Source organism: Gammaproteobacteria bacterium (genome assembly GCA_034522055.1).
In the GTDB taxonomy this organism is placed as follows: domain Bacteria; phylum Pseudomonadota; class Gammaproteobacteria; order JAABTG01; family JAABTG01; genus JAABTG01.
The window spans coordinates 75,432-92,327 of sequence record JAXHLS010000006.1; the positions used below are offsets into that span (position 1 = coordinate 75,432).

Here is a 16,896-nt window from a genome sequence, read left to right on the forward strand (position 1 = left end):
TGCGAGGTCGGGGAACCGGTGATCAGTGTGACGCAACCGACCCCAGAAGGGAAAGGAGGAACAACGATGAGCGTTTATATCGGCATTGATGTCGCCGCACGCTCCTTCGACTTGCTCTGCCGTCGTGACGGCAAGAACAGTAAGGTCTACACCTTCCCACAGACTGCCCAAGGTCACGCCCAGGCGATCCGCAAGCTGCAGGCGCTGCAACCGGCGGGCATCGTGCTGGAGGCCACTGGCATCTACTACCTGGACCTCGCGCTGGCCCTGCACGAGGCCGGGCTGCCGGTGTCCGTGATCAACCCGCGCAGCTTCCGGCATTTCGCCGAAATTACGCTGCGCGGCAGTAAGACCGACCCGCTCGACACCGCCCTGTTGGCCGAATACGCCGAACGCATGACGCCTAGGCGCTGGACCCCGCCGCCATCGACCTATCGGGCCCTACGCGACTTCGGCCGGCATCTCAACCGCCTAATGGACGCGCGGACCCAGGCCAAGAACCACCTGCACGCCCTGAAGGCGCAACGGGGCACGCCAGCCCTGCTGATCGAGGATGCCGAGGAAAGCATCGCTCAACTGGACCAACGCATCGAACGGGTGCAACAAGCGGCCCAGGACTTGATCCAGCAGACCCCCGAGCTGGCGCAACATCAGGCCCATCTCTGTGCCGCCACCGGCCTCGCGGCAGCCAGCAGCCTGGCTCTGCTGGCCGAGCTATCCACACTGCCCAGGGACCTGAAGGCCAAACAAGTCGCTCGTCATGCTGGGCTGGACGTGCGCCTGCATGAGTCGGGCTCTAGCGTCCATCGACCCGGGCGCCTAGCCAAGACCGGCAATGCCTACCTGCGTAGCGCCCTGTACATGCCAGCGATGGTGGCGATCGTGCATGACCCGTATGCCAAGGCGTTCTATAACGCTCTGGTGGCCCGGGGCAAAAAGCGGATCCAAGCCTTGTGCGCCGTCATGCGCAAGTACCTCACCGGAATCTGGGCCTGCATGCAGCATGATCAGCCTTTCGACTCCTCCAAGCTGTTTAGCGATCAGCATCTCCAAACCGCTTGACAGGAAACGGAGTATCTACATGTGTGCCCAAGGAATGGGCGGTGGGGGTGTCGCGTAGGTCGGGCTGTAGGTCGGGCTTCAGCCCGACACCCAACTTGGCGTTCGCCGTGAGCGCAACATTTACCCACAGATTCTGCGGACGAGCCAATCCATGCATGTCCACCGTTTCCCGAGCGCGATATCTCCAGTGAAACGGGTACGTTCAGTTCACGGCAGGACTGAACAATGGCTTTGGCGTCCTCGCGCCATTCGGCCTTGTCAAAGTCGATCGCGAGAAAATAGCAGCTGTTGTCCGGTAGGAGAGGATAGATGCCGATCGTCTTATCGCCGGCAAGGTGTTTGTAGATGACCGCATCCGATACGGGTATCAGCACCCGATTGCCGCAATCGGCGCACTTGATTCGCGGCTTATCGCAGATTCCGGGACGCCACTCGTTACCGCACGCCGGGCCATAGCCTGACCTGCCAGTTGTCGCGTTTTCCCAGCGCACAGAGTGCACATCAGTGCGCCCCCGGAATAGGCGCCGAAACAGCGCGACCTTCTCCGCTGATGAGAGATTAAATGGCTCGGGTCGTGGTGGCTCCGACGCGGATGCACTCGCCGGTGTGCGACGCCAGTCTATGCGATGGGATTCGAGCAGGGTGATCAGGCGCGCGTTTTCGGCTCGTAGCCTTCTCAGCTCATCGGATTCGTTCGACATCGAATTGGATTGCTTACCTGGAAATCGAAACGTTCGCGAACACCTTGATATGAATCCCCTGCCCCTAGGGTGTCAGCGACAAGGAGTCGTCTCAGTGGCGGGTTGGACTTGGGGCACGCTTGTGCATTCACGCCGATAACCAGTTCTCTACGCGCAGGGACGGCACGCGCTCGAATTCGCGCGTGTTTGCGGTGACAAGGGTCAGGTCGGCGGCCAGCGCGTGTGCGGCGATCAACAGATCGTTCGGGCCGATGGGGGTACCCTGCCGCGTGAGGTGGTGACGGATCTCTGCGTAGCGTTGATCTGCGTGCGCTTCCAGCGGCAGGATCTCCAGGGCGGATAGCAACAGGTCGACCCGTTCGGAAAGTTGTTTCGAATCCGATTTCGCTGCGCCGTAGCAGAGTTCCGCTGCCACGACGATGCTGGTGCAGATCGAATCCTCGCCGACCTCGGCGATCCGGCTGGCCACCTGGCCCTTTGGTCGTTGGACAAGGTCCGAGATGATGTTCGTGTCGAGCAGATAGCGGAGCGCCATGCGCTATAGTTCCGCGTCGTCCAGGGGCGCCAGGTCTTCGTCGACGTCGGGGAAGGCCTCTTCCAATGGCTCCAGCGATGCCAGCATTGCCAGCAGCCGACCCTTGCGAACCGGCTCGATGATCAGGCGGTCGCCTTCTTTGCGCAGGATGGCCTCTTCCCCCTCCAGTTCGAACTCGCGGGGAATGCGCAAGGCCTGATTGCGGCCGTTGCGGAACAGTCTGACGTGTCGTTCAGCTTCAACCATGGCGCGAACTCCGTTCGAGGCATATGCTTTAGCGTATGCCGAGTCTCCTGGATCGTCAATTGCGATGGTCGGGACCGTCCAATGGCATTGCGGTTCAATTCGGCGCCGGCATGTCGACTTCGAGGCGAAATCTGGTCAGAAGACAAGCTGGGGGCGATCTCGTATTGTTCCGGACTCTTCTGGTGCCCGTTGCTGCACATTTGAGCCGTTCGACGATGAGCCAAAGGGGGGCGGCTACACCAGCAGCGCGTAGAAATAAGCGGTGCGGAGCGCCTGAAGACTTACTCCACGACATGCAATGTAGTCGGAAGGTCAAAAGTACCCGGAAACCCCGGTTCCAGTAAGTTTTCCCAGAGACTGGCGCCGGATTTAAAGGGCTATGTTGGCCCGAAGGGCACGGGCTCCACCCGCACCAGCCAGCGCTCGCGTGCGGGGTCATGGCGGAAGACGAACATCTTGCCCGCGAAGGCCGGCCAGCGTCCGCCCCACGCCATGAAGCCGAACTCTTCATCGAAGAACAGGTTGGCCTGCAGCGCCTTCAGCAGGGGCGGGCCCTCTACCTTCACGTTGAGAATGTACTGCAGTTGCAGCCGCACCTCTTCGAGCAGCGCGGCGTGGGTCTGTTCACCGATGGGCACGACCCACCCGGTATCCAGGTAGTCCACCTCGAGGCGGTCCGTGTCCAGGTCTAGGTCCAGGTCCAGGGCCTGGGCCGCCGGGCCGCTCACGGCCAGCACCAGGGGCTCCGCCGCCGCCCAGGCCGCCGCCAGCTGGCGGCCGCGCTGGGCCAGGTGCTTTGCGCGCCGCTCACCCTCCGGCACCAGCCGGTCGTTGCCTCGATCCTCGTCGAGGCGGCGCTCGCTGGCTACGAAGGACTTCGTGGGCGGGTGATAACGGAGAACCAGCCGTCTGTCTTTTCCGGCGGCAAAGGCCAGGCGGCCCACCCAGTTACGGCGCAGGGCATCGAGCTGGGAAGCCAGGGCCGGCTGGTCCTCGAGGACGTCCCTAACCGCGGCCGGCTCCAACCCCGGAGAGGCCAGCGCAACGCGCCAGGATCCGTATTCCCCTCCCAGTGTCACGCCCGCCTGTCCACGCAGCCGCTGGTCAAGGGCATCGAGACCCGCGAGGGTGCGCCCGGCGAATCGGGACCGCGCGGCCTTGTCCCCCTGGGCCACGGCGTCCAGCAGCCCGTCGATGGCGACGCGTATATCCTCGATGAGTGCGTCCGTGGCCTCGATGACGACGTCCGTGGCGACCTCCCCGGCCCCTTCCTCCGCGGCGGGGGAACCTGCCTGCGAGGGGGCTATGGGCACGGTGGACGCCAGGAACGCTATGGCCGCAAGGGCATGTACTCTCATCGTGATGGACTGGGACACCGGCTTACTCTGGAAGAACCATATCTTCCCACCATTACGCCCCAGGGTGTCGCTCGGTTCAGGAACCCAAGGGCAAACGAGGGGGGCAAGCTGGAATAAGGGGATCAGGGTCAGGGCTTCCCTTTTACATTCCAAGGTATGTTGATTCTGAACACGCTTACACTGACTAAAGTTACCATGCGCGCCCGCGGCATGCCCGTGGAACTAATTCTTTGCGGCAGAATCTGCACATTCAATGGGTCAAAGGAGAGTGATCATGGCCGGCGAGTCTGTGGGTCTGGTGGCGCTGGCAGTCGTATGCGGCGGGCTGCTCGCGGCGTGCGCCAGCGCGGTGCCCCAAGGTTTGCGCGGTGAACTTCCCGATGGTCCCGAGCCGGGCGTGGTGCGGGCCGAGCCCCATCGCTACATCGGCCGGGAGGTGCGATGGGGAGGCAAGATCCTCGATGTGCGCAACGAGCCCGCGTCCACCGACGTCGAGGTCTACGCCTGGCCGTTGAGCGACAGCGGCGAGCCCAGGCCGGAGGACGGGCAAAGCGCCCGCTTCATCGCCCGTTTCGATCGTTTCCTCGACCCGGCGGAATACGCGCCGGACAAGCGGCTGACCGTTCGTGGTGAGTTGGTCGAGCCGGTCACCCGGCCGGTCGGTGAATACCCCTATCGTTATCCGGTGGTCGAGGTGGGTGTGCATCATCTATGGCCCGAGTACCTGCCGCCCCACGAACCGGGCTGGTTCCACGACCCTTTCTATGATCCCTGGTGGCCCTGGCGACCATGGGGATCTTACCGACACTGGCCGTACGGGTGGTACTAGTGTCCTGTCCTGCGAGAATCATTCAATTCCTGCGGCTTCGCGCCGCATCGGGCACGACTTCATGAACATGCTCAAGGGCCCAGCACAGCGGATGAGGTGGGTCATGCTGCTAATGGTCGTCGTGGCGGCCCTGTCCACCGCGTGCACCACCGGTGTGAAGCGCGCCGACACGGGGCCGACGCCGGCCGAGGTGATGGCCGCCGGCGAGGCGAGGGGGGCGGTGCACTGGGGTGGCCGGATCGTCAGAGTGGAGAACCTACGCACCCGCACGCGAATCGAGCTGCTTTCCCTGCCCCTCGACAGGGAGGGCAGACCGCAGACCGATGCCAGGCCCCAGGGCCGCTTCATCGTCGAGCACCAGGGCTTCCTCGAACCCCAGGAGTTTGCCCCCCAACGCCTGCTCGAGGTGTACGGCCAGCTCGACGGCTTCATCAGCGCTAAGGTCGGTGACACCTCCTACCGGTATCCCCTGGTGAGGGAAGAGAAACTGGTGCTGTGGGACCGGCCGGAATATGTAGCCCCATCCTCGCCGCGCATAAACTTTGGCATTGGTGTCGGCATCGGTTTCTGAGCCCATCCTCGGCGCCGTCAGCCTGAACGCTGTCGCGATCCGTGAAGGGGACGTCGCAGTTGCGGTGGTGCTTTATCTGACTCCCCTGGGTGGCAGCGGAAAGAAGTAAACTCTCCCCCCAACGGGCTGTTCACTCGAGTAACCAGTTCTCGACGCGCAGGGTCGGGACGCGCTCGAATTCGTGCATGCCCCTTTGCCGTATGGCCACTCATACGTCTTCGCCAGTGTCCGCGGGATCCTTCCCGTTGGAAAAAGAGATTCCGGATTGGAGCTGCTCCCGGATACGCCTTATGTCACGCCAATTCTCCAGCTTGGCGATGAGCACTTCGGCGAAGAGGTAGGCGCCGAAGAGCACGAAGCCCCCCGCCGCCAGGCCGGCAATGGGCCACAGCAGCGCGGTTAACGTGGCGAGCCCATAGGTTGCAGGCCCGACAATGTCCCCTCGAAGGTCCAGCCAGGTCACGGCAGTCTGCGCGGCAGGCTCCGCAGCCACCAGGGACGCGATGGAAAATGCCAGGGAGCTGAGCACAAACAGGATGGCGATCAATTCACCCAGCAGGCGCATGCATGCCGCGGTACAGGTCATCACAGGATAGTCCTTCGCGACGAGACCCCGCAGCATGCCGGCGCGACGCCAGATCAGCCAGACCCAGGCGACGATCGCCACCACGAAGAGGATCTGCAGCAGGATGACAGCGGAGAGCGGCCAGGGAAGTGGTGGCGTCTGCCAATGGAACACCCAGTAGATTGTCGATGCGAGGATGCCCCCGACGAGGATCATCACCGCGAAGGCCCGGAGCCCGGCGGCGGCGAAACGCTGGATGGGGATCGCCTGATCAGGATCCATGGTGCTGATCCGATCCAGGTCCGTCGCCGGGGCTGTGAGCACCAGGGATCACCAGGGACAGGGGCGATTCCGGACAGCTATGGACCACGCGTGCCATCACCGGCCGCCCCTGCCTGTAATGGGGGCGGTGGAGTTGGTCACAGGACTGGCAGGCGAAGAGTTTCATGGTATTCCAGGGGGCAAAGGGCGATCACGATGGCATCAAATATAGCGGAAGAAGCTCATTCTGGAGTAGTGCCGGGCCGTGATTGTGTTCCTTGTCGCCACCGCCTCGCGTAGCATATCCGCAGTACATGCGACAGCCTGCCTGCGTGCGGACATGCGAAGACAGGCGCCATCCGGGAGCCCGCCGTGAAAGCAGCCAAGACCGAGACCACCACCGTGCGCATGGAGCCGGCCGTCAAGGCCGGGCTGAAGGCCATGGCGGAGCGAGAACGGCGCAGTCTGGCCAATATGATCGAGGTGATGATCCGGGACTATTGCGGGCGGGAGGGGGTCGAGATCGGTGATGACCTGCCGGCTTCACGAGGGCAAAAGGGGTAATTGGATTCATGGCATTAAAAAAATCCCAGCTCTACAACTCCCTCTGGCAGTCCTGCGACGAGCTGCGCGGTGGCATGGATGCCTCGCAGTACAAGGATTATGTCCTGACGCTGCTGTTCATGAAGTACGTCAGCGACAAGCGGGATTCGCTGATCGAGGTCCCGGAGGGCGGGAGCTTCCAGGACATGGTCGCGCTCAAGGGCGACAAGGAGATTGGCGACAGGATCAACAAGATCATCGGCTGCCTGGCCGAGGCCAATGATCTGAAGGGCGTCATCGACCAGGCCGACTTCAACGACGAGACCAGGCTCGGCTCCGGCAAGGACATGCAGGACCGGCTGTCCAAGCTGGTCGGCATCTTCGACCAGCTCGACCTGGGCGCCAACCGCGCCGACGGTGACGACCTGCTGGGCGATGCCTACGAATACCTGATGCGCCACTTCGCCACGGAGTCGGGCAAGAGCAAGGGGCAGTTCTACACCCCGGCCGAGGTCTCCCGCGTGATCGCGCAGGTGGTGGGTATTGGTCCGGACACGCGCCAGGACCAGACGCTCTACGACCCGACCTGCGGCTCGGGCTCCCTGCTGCTGCGCGCCGCCTACGAGGCACCCACCGGCATGAGCATCTACGGTCAGGAGAACGACAACGCCACCTGGGCGCTGGCCAGGATGAACATGATCCTCCACGATTATCCAACCGCCGAACTGTGGCGGGACAACACCCTGACCCGCCCCAATTTCAAGGACTCGTCCAAATCTGGCGACGGCGGCCTCAAGACCTTCGACTTCGCCGTCGCCAATCCGCCGTTCTCCGCCAAGTCCTGGACCAACGGCCTGGACCCGGCCAACGACGAGTGGGGCCGCTTCGAGTACGGCATCCCGCCGGCCAAGAACGGCGACTACGCCTTTCTGCTGCACCTGATCAAATCGCTCAAGTCCACCGGCAAGGGCGCCATCATCCTGCCCCACGGGGTGCTGTTCCGGGGCCACAAGGAGGCCGACATCCGCCACAACCTGGTCCGGCGCGGCCTGATCAAGGGCATCATCGGCCTGCCGGCCAACCTGTTCTACGGCACCGGCATCCCGGCCTGCATCCTGGTCATCGACAAGGAAGACGCGGATCGCCGCCAGGGTATCTTCATGATTGATGCCAGCCGCGAGTTCATGAAGGACGGCAACAAGAACCGCCTGCGCTCGCGCGATATCCACAAGATCGTGGACGTGTTCAACAATCAGCGCGAGGTCCCACGCTATGCCCGCCTGGTGCCGCTGGCCGAGATCGCAAGTCCGGCCAACGACTACAACCTCAACATCCCGCGTTACATCGACGCCAGCGAGCCGGAGGACCTGCACGATCTCCACGCGCACCTGAACGGTGGCACACCTAAGCGCGACGTGGACGCGCTTGAGCCCTACTGGTCCGTGCTGCCCGGCCTGCGCGAGGCGCTGTTCCGGGACAATGGCCGCCCCGGCTACCTGGAGCCCAAGGTGGAAACGCGGCAGGTCAAGCCCACGGTGCTGGAACATCCCGCGTTCAAGGATTTTACCGCCACCGTGGCCGAGGTGATCAACGGCTGGCAGGCCGCCCACCGCTCCGCCCTGCTGGTCCTGAAGCAGGGCGACAAGCCGCGGAAAGTGATCCACGCCCTGTCCGAGGATCTGCTCCGGCGCTTTGCCGGCGTGCCCCTGCTGGACCGCTACGCCGTCTACCAGCGCCTGATGAACTACTGGGCCGATGTCATGCAGGACGACGTCTACCTCATCGCTGCCGACGGCTGGCAGGAGGCGGCCCGGCCCCGCGGCGTGATCGAGAACAAGGAGCGCAAGATCAAGGAAGAGCCGGACCTGGTGATCGGCAGCGGCAGGAAGGCGAAGAAATACAAGCTGGACCTGATCCCGCCGGGGCTGGTCATCGCCCGCTTCTTCGCCGACGCGCAGGCCCGGCTTGAAGCCCTACAGACTGAGCACGAATCAGCCATCCGCGAGCTGGAGGAGTTCATCGAGGAGCAGGACGGCGAGGATGACCCGCTCAGCGAGGTCAGGAACGACAAGGGCAAGGTCACCAAGACTGAGATCCCCAGGCGTCTCAAGGCCCTCGAGGGCGAGCCGGAGGCCGAGGAGGAGATCGCCGTCCTCAAGCAGTGCAAGACGCTGATGGACGCCGAGGCCGATGCCAAAAAAGCCGTCAAGGACGCCGAGGCCGAGCTCAACCAGGCCGTGCTGGCCCGCTACGGCGAGCTCACCGAGGACGAGATCAAGCGACTCGCCGTGGGCGACAAATGGCTGGTCGACATCCGCGCCGCCATCGAGGCCGAGGTGGAACGGATCACCAACCGCTTGGCCTCCCGCGTGCGCGAGCTGGAGGAGCGCTACGCCGAGCCGCTGCCCGCCATCGAGCGGGAAGTGGTGGAATTGGCCGCCAGGGTGGCCGGGCATCTGGAGAAGATGGGGGTGCGGGCCGATGTCTGAGTGCAGTCAGGCAATCAAACAGGACGCTGTGCGGGATGCCGCGCCGGCGTATCGAGTCAATGCACCTGAAGTTGCGCAGAACGAAGTGCCGCCGGGCTACAAGCGGACTGAGGTGGGAGTGATTCCAGAAGATTGGAGCGTAAAAGCACTTGCGCACTTTGTTAGTGCCCTTCAAGCGGGGGTGAGCGTCAACTCAATTGCATCGGACCAACCGATAAATGACACCCCGTCGGTTTTGAAGACGTCATGTATCCAGGCCGGCACCTTCTTTCCAAATCAAGCAAAGCCAATTTCGGCTAAGGACCACGATCGGGCAAAGCTTAGTCCTAAGGCCGAAACAATACTGATTAGCCGGATGAACACGCCGGACCTGGTTGGCGAGTCCGGCTTCGTCGAAAAAGATTACGAGCATCTTTTCCTACCAGATCGAATCTGGATGACCATATTTAAGCAAGCTGTTAGGTTTTCGCCTAGGTGGCTTGCTTATATCCTGAGCAGTCCAGTTTATCGGAAGCACCTAAAAGAGTTTGCCACTGGAACAAGTGGCAGCATGAAGAACATTGCAAAAGGCAGTTTGTTGAATCTAAAGGTTCCTTGTCCTCCAGACAATGAGCAAAGCGCCATCGCCACCGCCCTATCGGACGCGGACGCGCTAATCGAATCCCTCGATCGCCTGATCGCCAAAAAACGCGCCATCAAACAGGCCGCCATGCAACAACTCCTCACCGGCCAGACCCGCCTGCCGGGCTTCACCGGCGAGTGGGAGACTAAGCAGTTGGGGGAAGTCGGACGATTTCGTGGTGGCAGTGGTTTCCCAACGATGCTCCAAGGCGAGACGTCTGGTAGGTATCCCTTTTTTAAGGTCTCAGACATGAACAACGAAGGGAACGAGACTTTTATGGAAGTCGCCAGCAACTATATTAGCGAGGTAACCAGGAAGCAGCTAGGAGCTATCGCTTTTCCAGCGAAGAGTATCGTCTTTGCAAAGGTTGGTGCAGCCGTTTTTTTGGAAAGGAAAAAAATCCTATCTAAGCCAGGCTGCTTGGATAACAACATGGCCGCTTTTGTGATCGAAGACGCTGCTGCAGATTTTCGGTTTATACATTACGTTTTACTCAGTACAAAGCTGGGAAGCCTTGTCAGCACCACCGCGCTGCCGTCCCTTAATGGCAAGGTGCTCGCTGGCATTGAGTGTCGCCTTCCCTCGCTCAATGAGCAGCAGGCCATCGCCACCGTCCTCTCCGAAATGGACACCGAAATCGAAGCCCTGAAACACCGCCGCGACAAGGCCCGCCAGATCAAGCAGGGCATGATGCAGCAGCTTCTCACCGGGCTGGTCCGGCTGGTGACGCCGGAGGCGGCGGCATGAGCGATCAGATTCATATCTATTGCGATGAGTCCTGTCATCTGGAGCACGATCACCAGCCCGCGATGGTATTGGGTGCCATCTCTTGCCCGGCCGACAGGCGGCAACGGCTCGGGCGAGCCATCAAGGCGCTGAAAGCACGGCACGGTATTCCGGCAAAGCGCGAGATCAAGTGGACGCAGGTGGCCCCGTCAACGCTGGCGTTTTATCGGGATCTGGTGTCGGTGTTTTTTGATGAGCCATCGCTGGGCTTTCGCGGCGTCGTGGTACCGGACAAGCAGGTCCTGGACCATGACCGCTTCGATCAGGACCACGATGATTTCTACTACAAGATGTGGTGGCAGCTGCTAACCCGGTTGATCGACGATCAACACACCTTTCGCGTTTTCGTTGATATCAAGGATACCCATAGCAATACAAAGCTGGGCAAGCTGCAAGAAGTGCTGTGCAACACGCACTACGACTTCAACAATGAGCGAATCCAGAGCATCGAGGCCGTACGGTCGCACGATGTGCCGCTGGTACAACTGGCGGATGTCCTGACGGGCTTGCTATCTCACCATTTCCGGGGCATCGAGGGCAGTCAGGCCAAGCAAGCACTGATTCAGCAACTGAGGGAGCGTAGCGGTTTGGGGTTGAATCGGTCCACGCTACCCGGTGCCCGGAAGTTCAATCTGTTCGTCTGGCGCGCGCGGGAGGCGGCATGACGGAGCCGCCCGAGCGGTTGCCGTTCGACGGCGACTGGCTGAATTATGTGGAGAGGGTATACGAGGCATTTGTCGAGTCCTTCGTCCGGCCTGAGGTCCGGTTTAAGGGGTGCCGCGTGACTGCGCCCTACAGGCCGGAAAGCCAAGGCAAGCATTTCAGCTTCTGGCACGTCATTTCGGAAGCACCGCACCCCGGTAACCGTAGGGAGGAAGACCGCATACCCGATCTCGCCCGCTGCGAGCGGATTCGTTGGATTGCGTGGGCCGTACGACAGGCTGACGCAGGTGAAGAAGGAGTGAACTGGTGGGAGAATGCGCGTGGGCGTGATACTCACGTCGTCATCTGGGCAGAAAAGCACGACTTTGCCGTTATCCTGGGCAAACGCCGGGATTACTACGTGCTGAAAACGGCCTATTGCAACCTTAGGTCGGGCCGCCGGAGGGCCTTCGAGAAGGAAAAGCAGAAATTTTGGAGGGGCCAGAGAGGCTGAAGCCCCGCGACATTACTGCCGAAGGGCTTCGGATGCTCCTTCCGCTAAAGGCGGATGAGACGACGAGTATTATAGGTCCGGAGGCGAGCAGATTCAATCCCACCGATGCCGGCGGTGCAGCTTCTTGGTGGTGATTTGCAAAACAGTTAAAGAACAGATGGTTATGGAAATTTCCACGGTCGGTCAACGCGAACGTCTCACCCAGGCGCAGGTGCTGAAGTTCTTTCAGGAGCACCTGGGTTATCGCTATCTGGGCGACTGGAAGGATCGCGATGGCAACAGCCATGTCGAGGCGGATCTGCTGCGCGACTGGCTGAGGCGGCAGGGCTTTGATGAGCGCATCATCAGCCGCGCCCTGCGCGAGTTGGATCAGGCAGCGGCCATTTCCGGCAGCAAGACGCTGTTTGATGCCAATCGCGCCGTCTACGAAAAGCTCCGCTATGGCGTACACATCAAGCCCTCTGTGGAAGAGCAGACGATCACCGTCTGGCTGATCGACTGGGATAACCCGGAGAACAACGACTTCGCCGTGGCCGAGGAGGTCACGCTGGCGGGGGTCAACACCAAGCGCCCGGACTTGGTGCTCTACGTCAACGGCATCGCCCTGGGGGTGCTGGAACTCAAGCGTTCCACGGTGGCGGTGGCCGAGGGCATCCGCCAGAACCTGGACAACCAGAAGCGCGAGTTCATCCAGCCCTTCTTCGCCACGGTGCAGTTGCTGATGGCCGGCAACTCCACCGAAGGCCTGCGCTACGGCGTGATCGAGACGCCCGAGAAGTACTGGATGGAGTGGAAGGAACCTTCGGAGATGGAGGACCCGCTGGAGCGCGGGCTGGACCAGCTCTGTAGCAGGCAACGGCTGCTGGAGCTGGTCCACGACTTCGTGGTCTTCGACGCCGGGATCAAGAAGACCTGTCGGCACAACCAGTACTTCGGCGTGCGCGCCGCCCGGGACTACGTGCAGGGCCGCCAGGGCGGCATCATCTGGCACACCCAGGGCAGCGGCAAATCGCTGACCATGGTCTGGCTGGCGAAGTGGACCCGCGAGCATGTCACCGATGCCCGGGTGCTGGTGATCACCGACCGCACCGAGCTCGACGAGCAGATCGAGAAGGTCTTCAAGGGCGTGGACGAGCAGATCTACCGCGCCAAGAGCGGCGCGGACCTGATCGCGGTGCTGGACCGCAGCGAGGAGTGGCTGATCGCCTCGCTGATCCACAAGTTCGGTGCGTCCGAGGAGGGCGATGTCGATGCCTTCATTCAGGACATGGAGAGCCACCTGCCCAGGGGCTTCCGGGCCAGGGGCAACCTGTTCGTGTTCGTGGATGAATGCCATCGCACCCAGTCCGGCAAGCTGCACGAGGCCATGAAGGCCCTGCTGCCGGCTGCCACCCTGATCGGTTTTACCGGCACGCCGCTGCTGAAAAAGGACAAGAAGAAGAGCGTCGAGGTCTTCGGGCCCTATATCCACACCTACAAGTACGACGAGGCGGTGCACGACGGCGTGGTGCTGGACCTGCGCTACGAGGCGCGCGACATCGACCAGCACATTACGTCACAGGAGAAGATCGACCAGTGGTTCGAGCTCAAGACCCGGGGCCTGAACGACTACGCCCGGGCCCAGCTCAAGAAACGCTGGGGCACCCTGCAAAAGGTGCTTAGCTCCCGGGACCGGCTGGAGAAGATCGTCTCCGACATCCTGTGGGATATGGCCACCCGCGACCGGCTGTTGAGTGGCCACGGTAACGCCATGCTGGTGGCGGGCAGCATCTACTCGGCCTGCCGGCTGTTCGAGATGTTCCAGGCGACCGAGCTCAAGGGCAAGTGCGCCATCGTGACGTCCTACGTACCTTCCACCGCCGACATCAAGGGTGAGGCCACGGGCGAGGGCGAAACGGAGAAGCTGCACCAGTATGGGATCTACCGCAAGATGCTGGCCGAGCACTTCAATGAACCGGAACAAACGGCCGTGCACAAGGTGGAGAAATTCGAGCAGGAGGTGAAGAAGCGCTTCATCGACGAGCCCGGCCAGATGAAGCTGCTCATTGTGGTGGACAAGCTGCTCACCGGCTTCGACGCCCCGCCGGCCACCTATCTCTACATCGACAAGCAGATGCGCGACCACGGCCTGTTTCAGGCCATCTGCCGGGTCAATCGGCTGCACACCGAGGACAAGGAGGTCGGCTACATCATCGACTACAAGGACCTGTTCAAATCCCTGGAGCAATCTATCCAGGACTATACCGGCGGCGCCTTCGATGCCTTCGACGCCGAGGATGTGGAGGGTCTGCTGGAGGATCGCCTGAGCAAGGCGAGGGAACGCCTGGAGGAGACCCGGGAAGCCGCCAAGGCGCTATGCGAGCCGGTGGAGCCGCCCAAGGACAGCCCGGCCTACCGCCGCTATTTCGTGGGCCCGAGCGACGCGCCCGGGGTACAGAAGGACAACGAGCCCAAACGTGTGGCCCTGTACAAGCATGTGGGCGCCTTCCTGCGTGCCTACGCCAACCTGGCCAACGAGATGGACCAGGCCGGCTACAGCGAGGCCGAGGCGGCCAAGATCAAGGCCGAGGTCGAGCACTACGAAAGGGTCCGGGAAGAGGTTAAGCTGGCCAGCGGCGACTACATCGACATGAAGCTCTATGAGCCGGCCATGCGGCATCTGCTGGATACCTATATCCGCGCCGAGGAGAGCGAGAAGCTCTCGGCATTCGACGATATGACCCTGGTGGATCTGATCGTCACCCGGGGTGAGGAGGCGGTGGACAGCCTGCCGTCTTCGATAGCGGGCGATCGGGAGGCCATGGCCGAGACCATCGAGAACAACGTGCGCCGGCTGATCGTCGACGAGACGCCGGTCAACCCGAAATACTACGAGAGGATGTCCACCCTGCTGGATCATCTGATCGAGCAGCGGCGCAAGGAAGCGCTGGAATACAGGGAATATCTGCGCCGCATCGTGGAGCTGACCCGGCAAGTTGCCAGGCGGGAAGAGGAGAGCGCGTATCCGCCGGGCATCGATACACCGGCCCGTCAGGCCCTCTACGACAACCTGGGCGAGGATGCCTCGCTGGCCCTGCGGCTCGACGAGAAGATACGGTCCGTGAAGAAGGCCGACTGGCGGGCCAACAAGTTCAAGGAGCGCGAGGTGCGAAACGCCATCGCGTCGGTTCTGCAGAGCCAGGTGCGGGATACGGATTTGCCGGACGTAGACGCGGTATTCGAACTCGTGAAGAACCAGAATGGCTACTGAGCACAGCCATATCGAGGTCAGCGGCATCCCCGTCGAGATCTGCCGCAAGGCGATCAAGAACCTCCACGTCGGCGTCTACCCGCCAAACGGCAAGGTTCGCGTGGCCGCGCCCCTGCACCTGGATGACGAGGCCGTCCGCCTGGCGGTTGTTTCCCGGCTGGCCTGGATCGAGCGGCAGCGGAAAAGCTTCGGGCGTCAGGAACGTCAGTCCGCCAGAGAAATGGTGACCGGAGAAAGCCACTACTTCGAAGGCAAGCGGTATCGCTTGAATGTGGTGGAAGGGCCCGGCGTACCCCGGGTTCGCCTCGTGAACAACAGCACGCTTGTGCTCAAGGTGCCGCCCGGTACGGACCGTGCGGCGCGCCAGCAGGTCCTCGACCGCTGGTACCGGCGCCGGCTGAAAGCCCGGATTCCAGAGCTGCTCGGACGCTGGGAGTCCGTCGTCGGTGTTAATGTTGCCAATTGGCGTATAAAGAGAATGAAGACCCGATGGGGAAGCTGCAATATCGACGCCAGACGCATCTGGCTGAACCTTGAGCTGGCGAAAAAAGCGCCTGTCTGCCTGGAATATCTGCTTGTGCATGAAATGGTTCACTTCCTCGAGCGCCACCACAACGACCGCTTTCGCCAGCTGATGGATCAGCTCATGCCGGACTGGCGCCTGCGCCGGGACGAGCTGAACCAGGCTCCACTGGCACATGAGAACTGGACGTATTGATCGAACTGCTTATTCGCCAGATGGAGCTGATGGCAAGGTGACGAGGCGGATTTGTAGATGGCTGTAAAAACCGGCGCATATCTGGCGAAGGATTGATTGTGAGGCCGATCAGTCGCTGCACCGGCAGGTGGGCGGCGGCGGGTGGTAGACGGTGTTCGATGCTTGATATCAGGTGCACTTGCCCCAGCGGCGGGCATCTTTGAGAGCAGCAAGAGTTGCTGCTCGCGCAGCGGCGAGGCGATGAAGCTGAAGCGACGCTCAGAAACTACGCGTGATGTTTTGGTGCATTGGTGTCTATGTGCCAAGCTGTGGCGGGCCGATTTAAGAGAGGTTTGGCAAGTGAGGTTTAGCAGGGGAGGCTTGGTATGAGTCGTTTGACAGTTATTCTCGATGACGATTTGCACCGTGCCCTGAAAGAGACGGCGGCACGGCAGGGGCGTTCCATTGCCTCAATCATCGAGGAGAGCCTGCGCCTGCGCGGCATACAGGACCAGGCAAGTGCCCGTGCATTGGTAGCACAGGCTCGCAAGCGAGCGGGGCTCGATGCGGATGCGGCATTGGAGTTGGCGCTCGAGGAGACGACCATCCTTGGGCTCTGTTGAGCGCCTATTCGGGAAGCATCCTGGTCACTGGTGATCGCTTGCTGCTGGAGAATCCTCCGACAAGAAATTCGGTGATCACGCCCAGTACCTGGCTTGGCGATTTTGCCGGCAGTGGAGGTCGCGCACGGTAGGACCTACGCGGTGCCGCGGCTTTTGTCTGGAGGCGGCGACAATCACTCCGGCTTATAAATCAGTTGGTTGCGTTGCTAAGCGCCTGAAATGCCCCCATAAATACCCTCAAGTGAATTCACTCTCTTCTGGTGCCAGTTGCTGCACATTCGAGCCGAATGACGACCATGTTACGCGGGCCTTGGCCCCCATAGAATCACAGCGGCCCCGCTGAGGCATATCACTCCGCCGATGATATCCCATCGATCGGGTGTCTGGTCCTCGACCAGCCATAGCCATGCCAGTGACGAGGCGATGTAGACCCCTCCGTATGCGGCGTAGGCCCGGCCGGCGAAGTCACTGTCGATCCAAGTCAGCAGAAAAGCGAAGGCCGCAAGGCTGAACATGCCGGGCACCAGCCAGATGGCCGACTTGTCGAGACGTAGTCAGGCCCAAAACGCAAAGCAACCCTTAGGCATCCCCTCATTTTTAAC

The 16,896-nt window shown here is 61.7% G+C and carries 15 protein-coding genes and 2 pseudogenes; 11 read left to right on the forward strand and 6 right to left on the reverse strand.

From position 1 onward, the window contains the following. Positions 1–66 precede the first annotated feature (66 nt). Complete coding sequence (locus tag U5S82_18875; GenBank protein ID MDZ7753647.1) at positions 67–1,062, forward strand: IS110 family transposase; 996 nt, start codon at positions 67–69, stop codon at positions 1,060–1,062. A 146-nt stretch (positions 1,063–1,208) separates the two neighbouring features. On the opposite strand, the pseudogene U5S82_18880 reads toward U5S82_18875, so the two are convergent. The 4 genes and pseudogenes from U5S82_18880 to U5S82_18895 form a co-directional block, all read right to left on the reverse strand. Next, positions 1,209–1,763 (reverse strand): annotated as a pseudogene (locus U5S82_18880) (DEAD/DEAH box helicase). 127 nt (positions 1,764–1,890) lie between these two features. Next, positions 1,891–2,298 carry a type II toxin-antitoxin system VapC family toxin gene (locus U5S82_18885; protein MDZ7753648.1) on the reverse strand — a complete coding sequence of 136 codons (408 nt, stop codon included), beginning with the start codon at positions 2,296–2,298 and terminating at the stop codon, positions 1,891–1,893. Positions 2,299–2,301: 3 nt separating this feature from the next. Beyond that, positions 2,302–2,544 (reverse strand): AbrB/MazE/SpoVT family DNA-binding domain-containing protein, encoded by a 243-nt coding sequence (locus U5S82_18890; GenBank protein ID MDZ7753649.1) that lies wholly within the window; start codon positions 2,542–2,544, stop codon positions 2,302–2,304. Between the two features lie 377 nt (positions 2,545–2,921). Then, positions 2,922–3,857, reverse strand: a complete 936-nt coding sequence (locus U5S82_18895) for a hypothetical protein (protein ID MDZ7753650.1) — start codon at positions 3,855–3,857, stop codon at positions 2,922–2,924. 319 nt (positions 3,858–4,176) lie between these two features. On the opposite strand from U5S82_18895, the gene U5S82_18900 reads away from it, so the two are divergent. Next, positions 4,177–4,731 carry a Slp family lipoprotein gene (locus U5S82_18900; GenBank protein MDZ7753651.1) on the forward strand — a complete coding sequence of 185 codons (555 nt, stop codon included), beginning with the start codon at positions 4,177–4,179 and terminating at the stop codon, positions 4,729–4,731. Positions 4,732–4,834: 103 nt separating this feature from the next. Continuing rightward, positions 4,835–5,302 (forward strand): Slp family lipoprotein, encoded by a 468-nt coding sequence (locus U5S82_18905; GenBank protein ID MDZ7753652.1) that lies wholly within the window; start codon positions 4,835–4,837, stop codon positions 5,300–5,302. Positions 5,303–5,510: 208 nt separating this feature from the next. Here the strand turns inward: U5S82_18905 and U5S82_18910 are convergent, their stop codons facing one another. After that, entirely contained in the window at positions 5,511–6,149 is a 639-nt protein-coding gene (locus tag U5S82_18910; GenBank protein MDZ7753653.1) for a hypothetical protein, read from the reverse strand. Positions 6,150–6,500: 351 nt separating this feature from the next. Between U5S82_18910 and U5S82_18915 the strand changes: the two genes are divergently transcribed. The 8 genes from U5S82_18915 to U5S82_18950 all read left to right on the forward strand — a co-directional run bounded on the left by U5S82_18915 (position 6,501) and on the right by U5S82_18950 (position 16,294). Then, positions 6,501–6,692: a CopG family transcriptional regulator gene (locus U5S82_18915; protein ID MDZ7753654.1), complete on the forward strand. Its 192-nt coding sequence runs from the start codon at positions 6,501–6,503 to the stop codon at positions 6,690–6,692. A gap of 8 nt (positions 6,693–6,700) precedes the next feature. Continuing rightward, entirely contained in the window at positions 6,701–9,160 is a 2,460-nt protein-coding gene (locus U5S82_18920; protein MDZ7753655.1) for a type I restriction-modification system subunit M, read from the forward strand. Then, a complete protein-coding gene (locus U5S82_18925) occupies positions 9,153–10,529 on the forward strand; it encodes a restriction endonuclease subunit S (protein ID MDZ7753656.1) in 1,377 nt (458 codons plus the stop codon). Before U5S82_18920 ends, U5S82_18925 begins: the two co-directional genes overlap by 8 nt. After that, positions 10,526–11,233: a DUF3800 domain-containing protein gene (locus tag U5S82_18930; GenBank protein ID MDZ7753657.1), complete on the forward strand. Its 708-nt coding sequence runs from the start codon at positions 10,526–10,528 to the stop codon at positions 11,231–11,233. Before U5S82_18925 ends, U5S82_18930 begins: the two co-directional genes overlap by 4 nt. Further along, complete coding sequence (locus tag U5S82_18935) at positions 11,230–11,724, forward strand: hypothetical protein (protein MDZ7753658.1); 495 nt, start codon at positions 11,230–11,232, stop codon at positions 11,722–11,724. Before U5S82_18930 ends, U5S82_18935 begins: the two co-directional genes overlap by 4 nt. A 169-nt stretch (positions 11,725–11,893) precedes the next feature. Beyond that, the gene (locus U5S82_18940; GenBank protein ID MDZ7753659.1) at positions 11,894–14,974 is read left to right on the forward strand and encodes an HsdR family type I site-specific deoxyribonuclease; all 3,081 of its coding nucleotides are present in this window, start codon (positions 11,894–11,896) and stop codon (positions 14,972–14,974) included. Next, positions 14,964–15,692, forward strand: coding sequence for a SprT family zinc-dependent metalloprotease (locus tag U5S82_18945; protein ID MDZ7753660.1), 729 nt, complete (start codon positions 14,964–14,966; stop codon positions 15,690–15,692). Before U5S82_18940 ends, U5S82_18945 begins: the two co-directional genes overlap by 11 nt. A 365-nt stretch (positions 15,693–16,057) precedes the next feature. Next, on the forward strand, positions 16,058–16,294 hold the full coding sequence (locus U5S82_18950) for a ribbon-helix-helix protein, CopG family (protein MDZ7753661.1): 237 nt from the start codon (positions 16,058–16,060) through the stop codon (positions 16,292–16,294). 299 nt (positions 16,295–16,593) lie between these two features. Here the strand turns inward: U5S82_18950 and U5S82_18955 are convergent. Next, positions 16,594–16,881 (reverse strand): annotated as a pseudogene (locus U5S82_18955) (YnfA family protein). Positions 16,882–16,896: the final 15 nt, after the last annotated feature.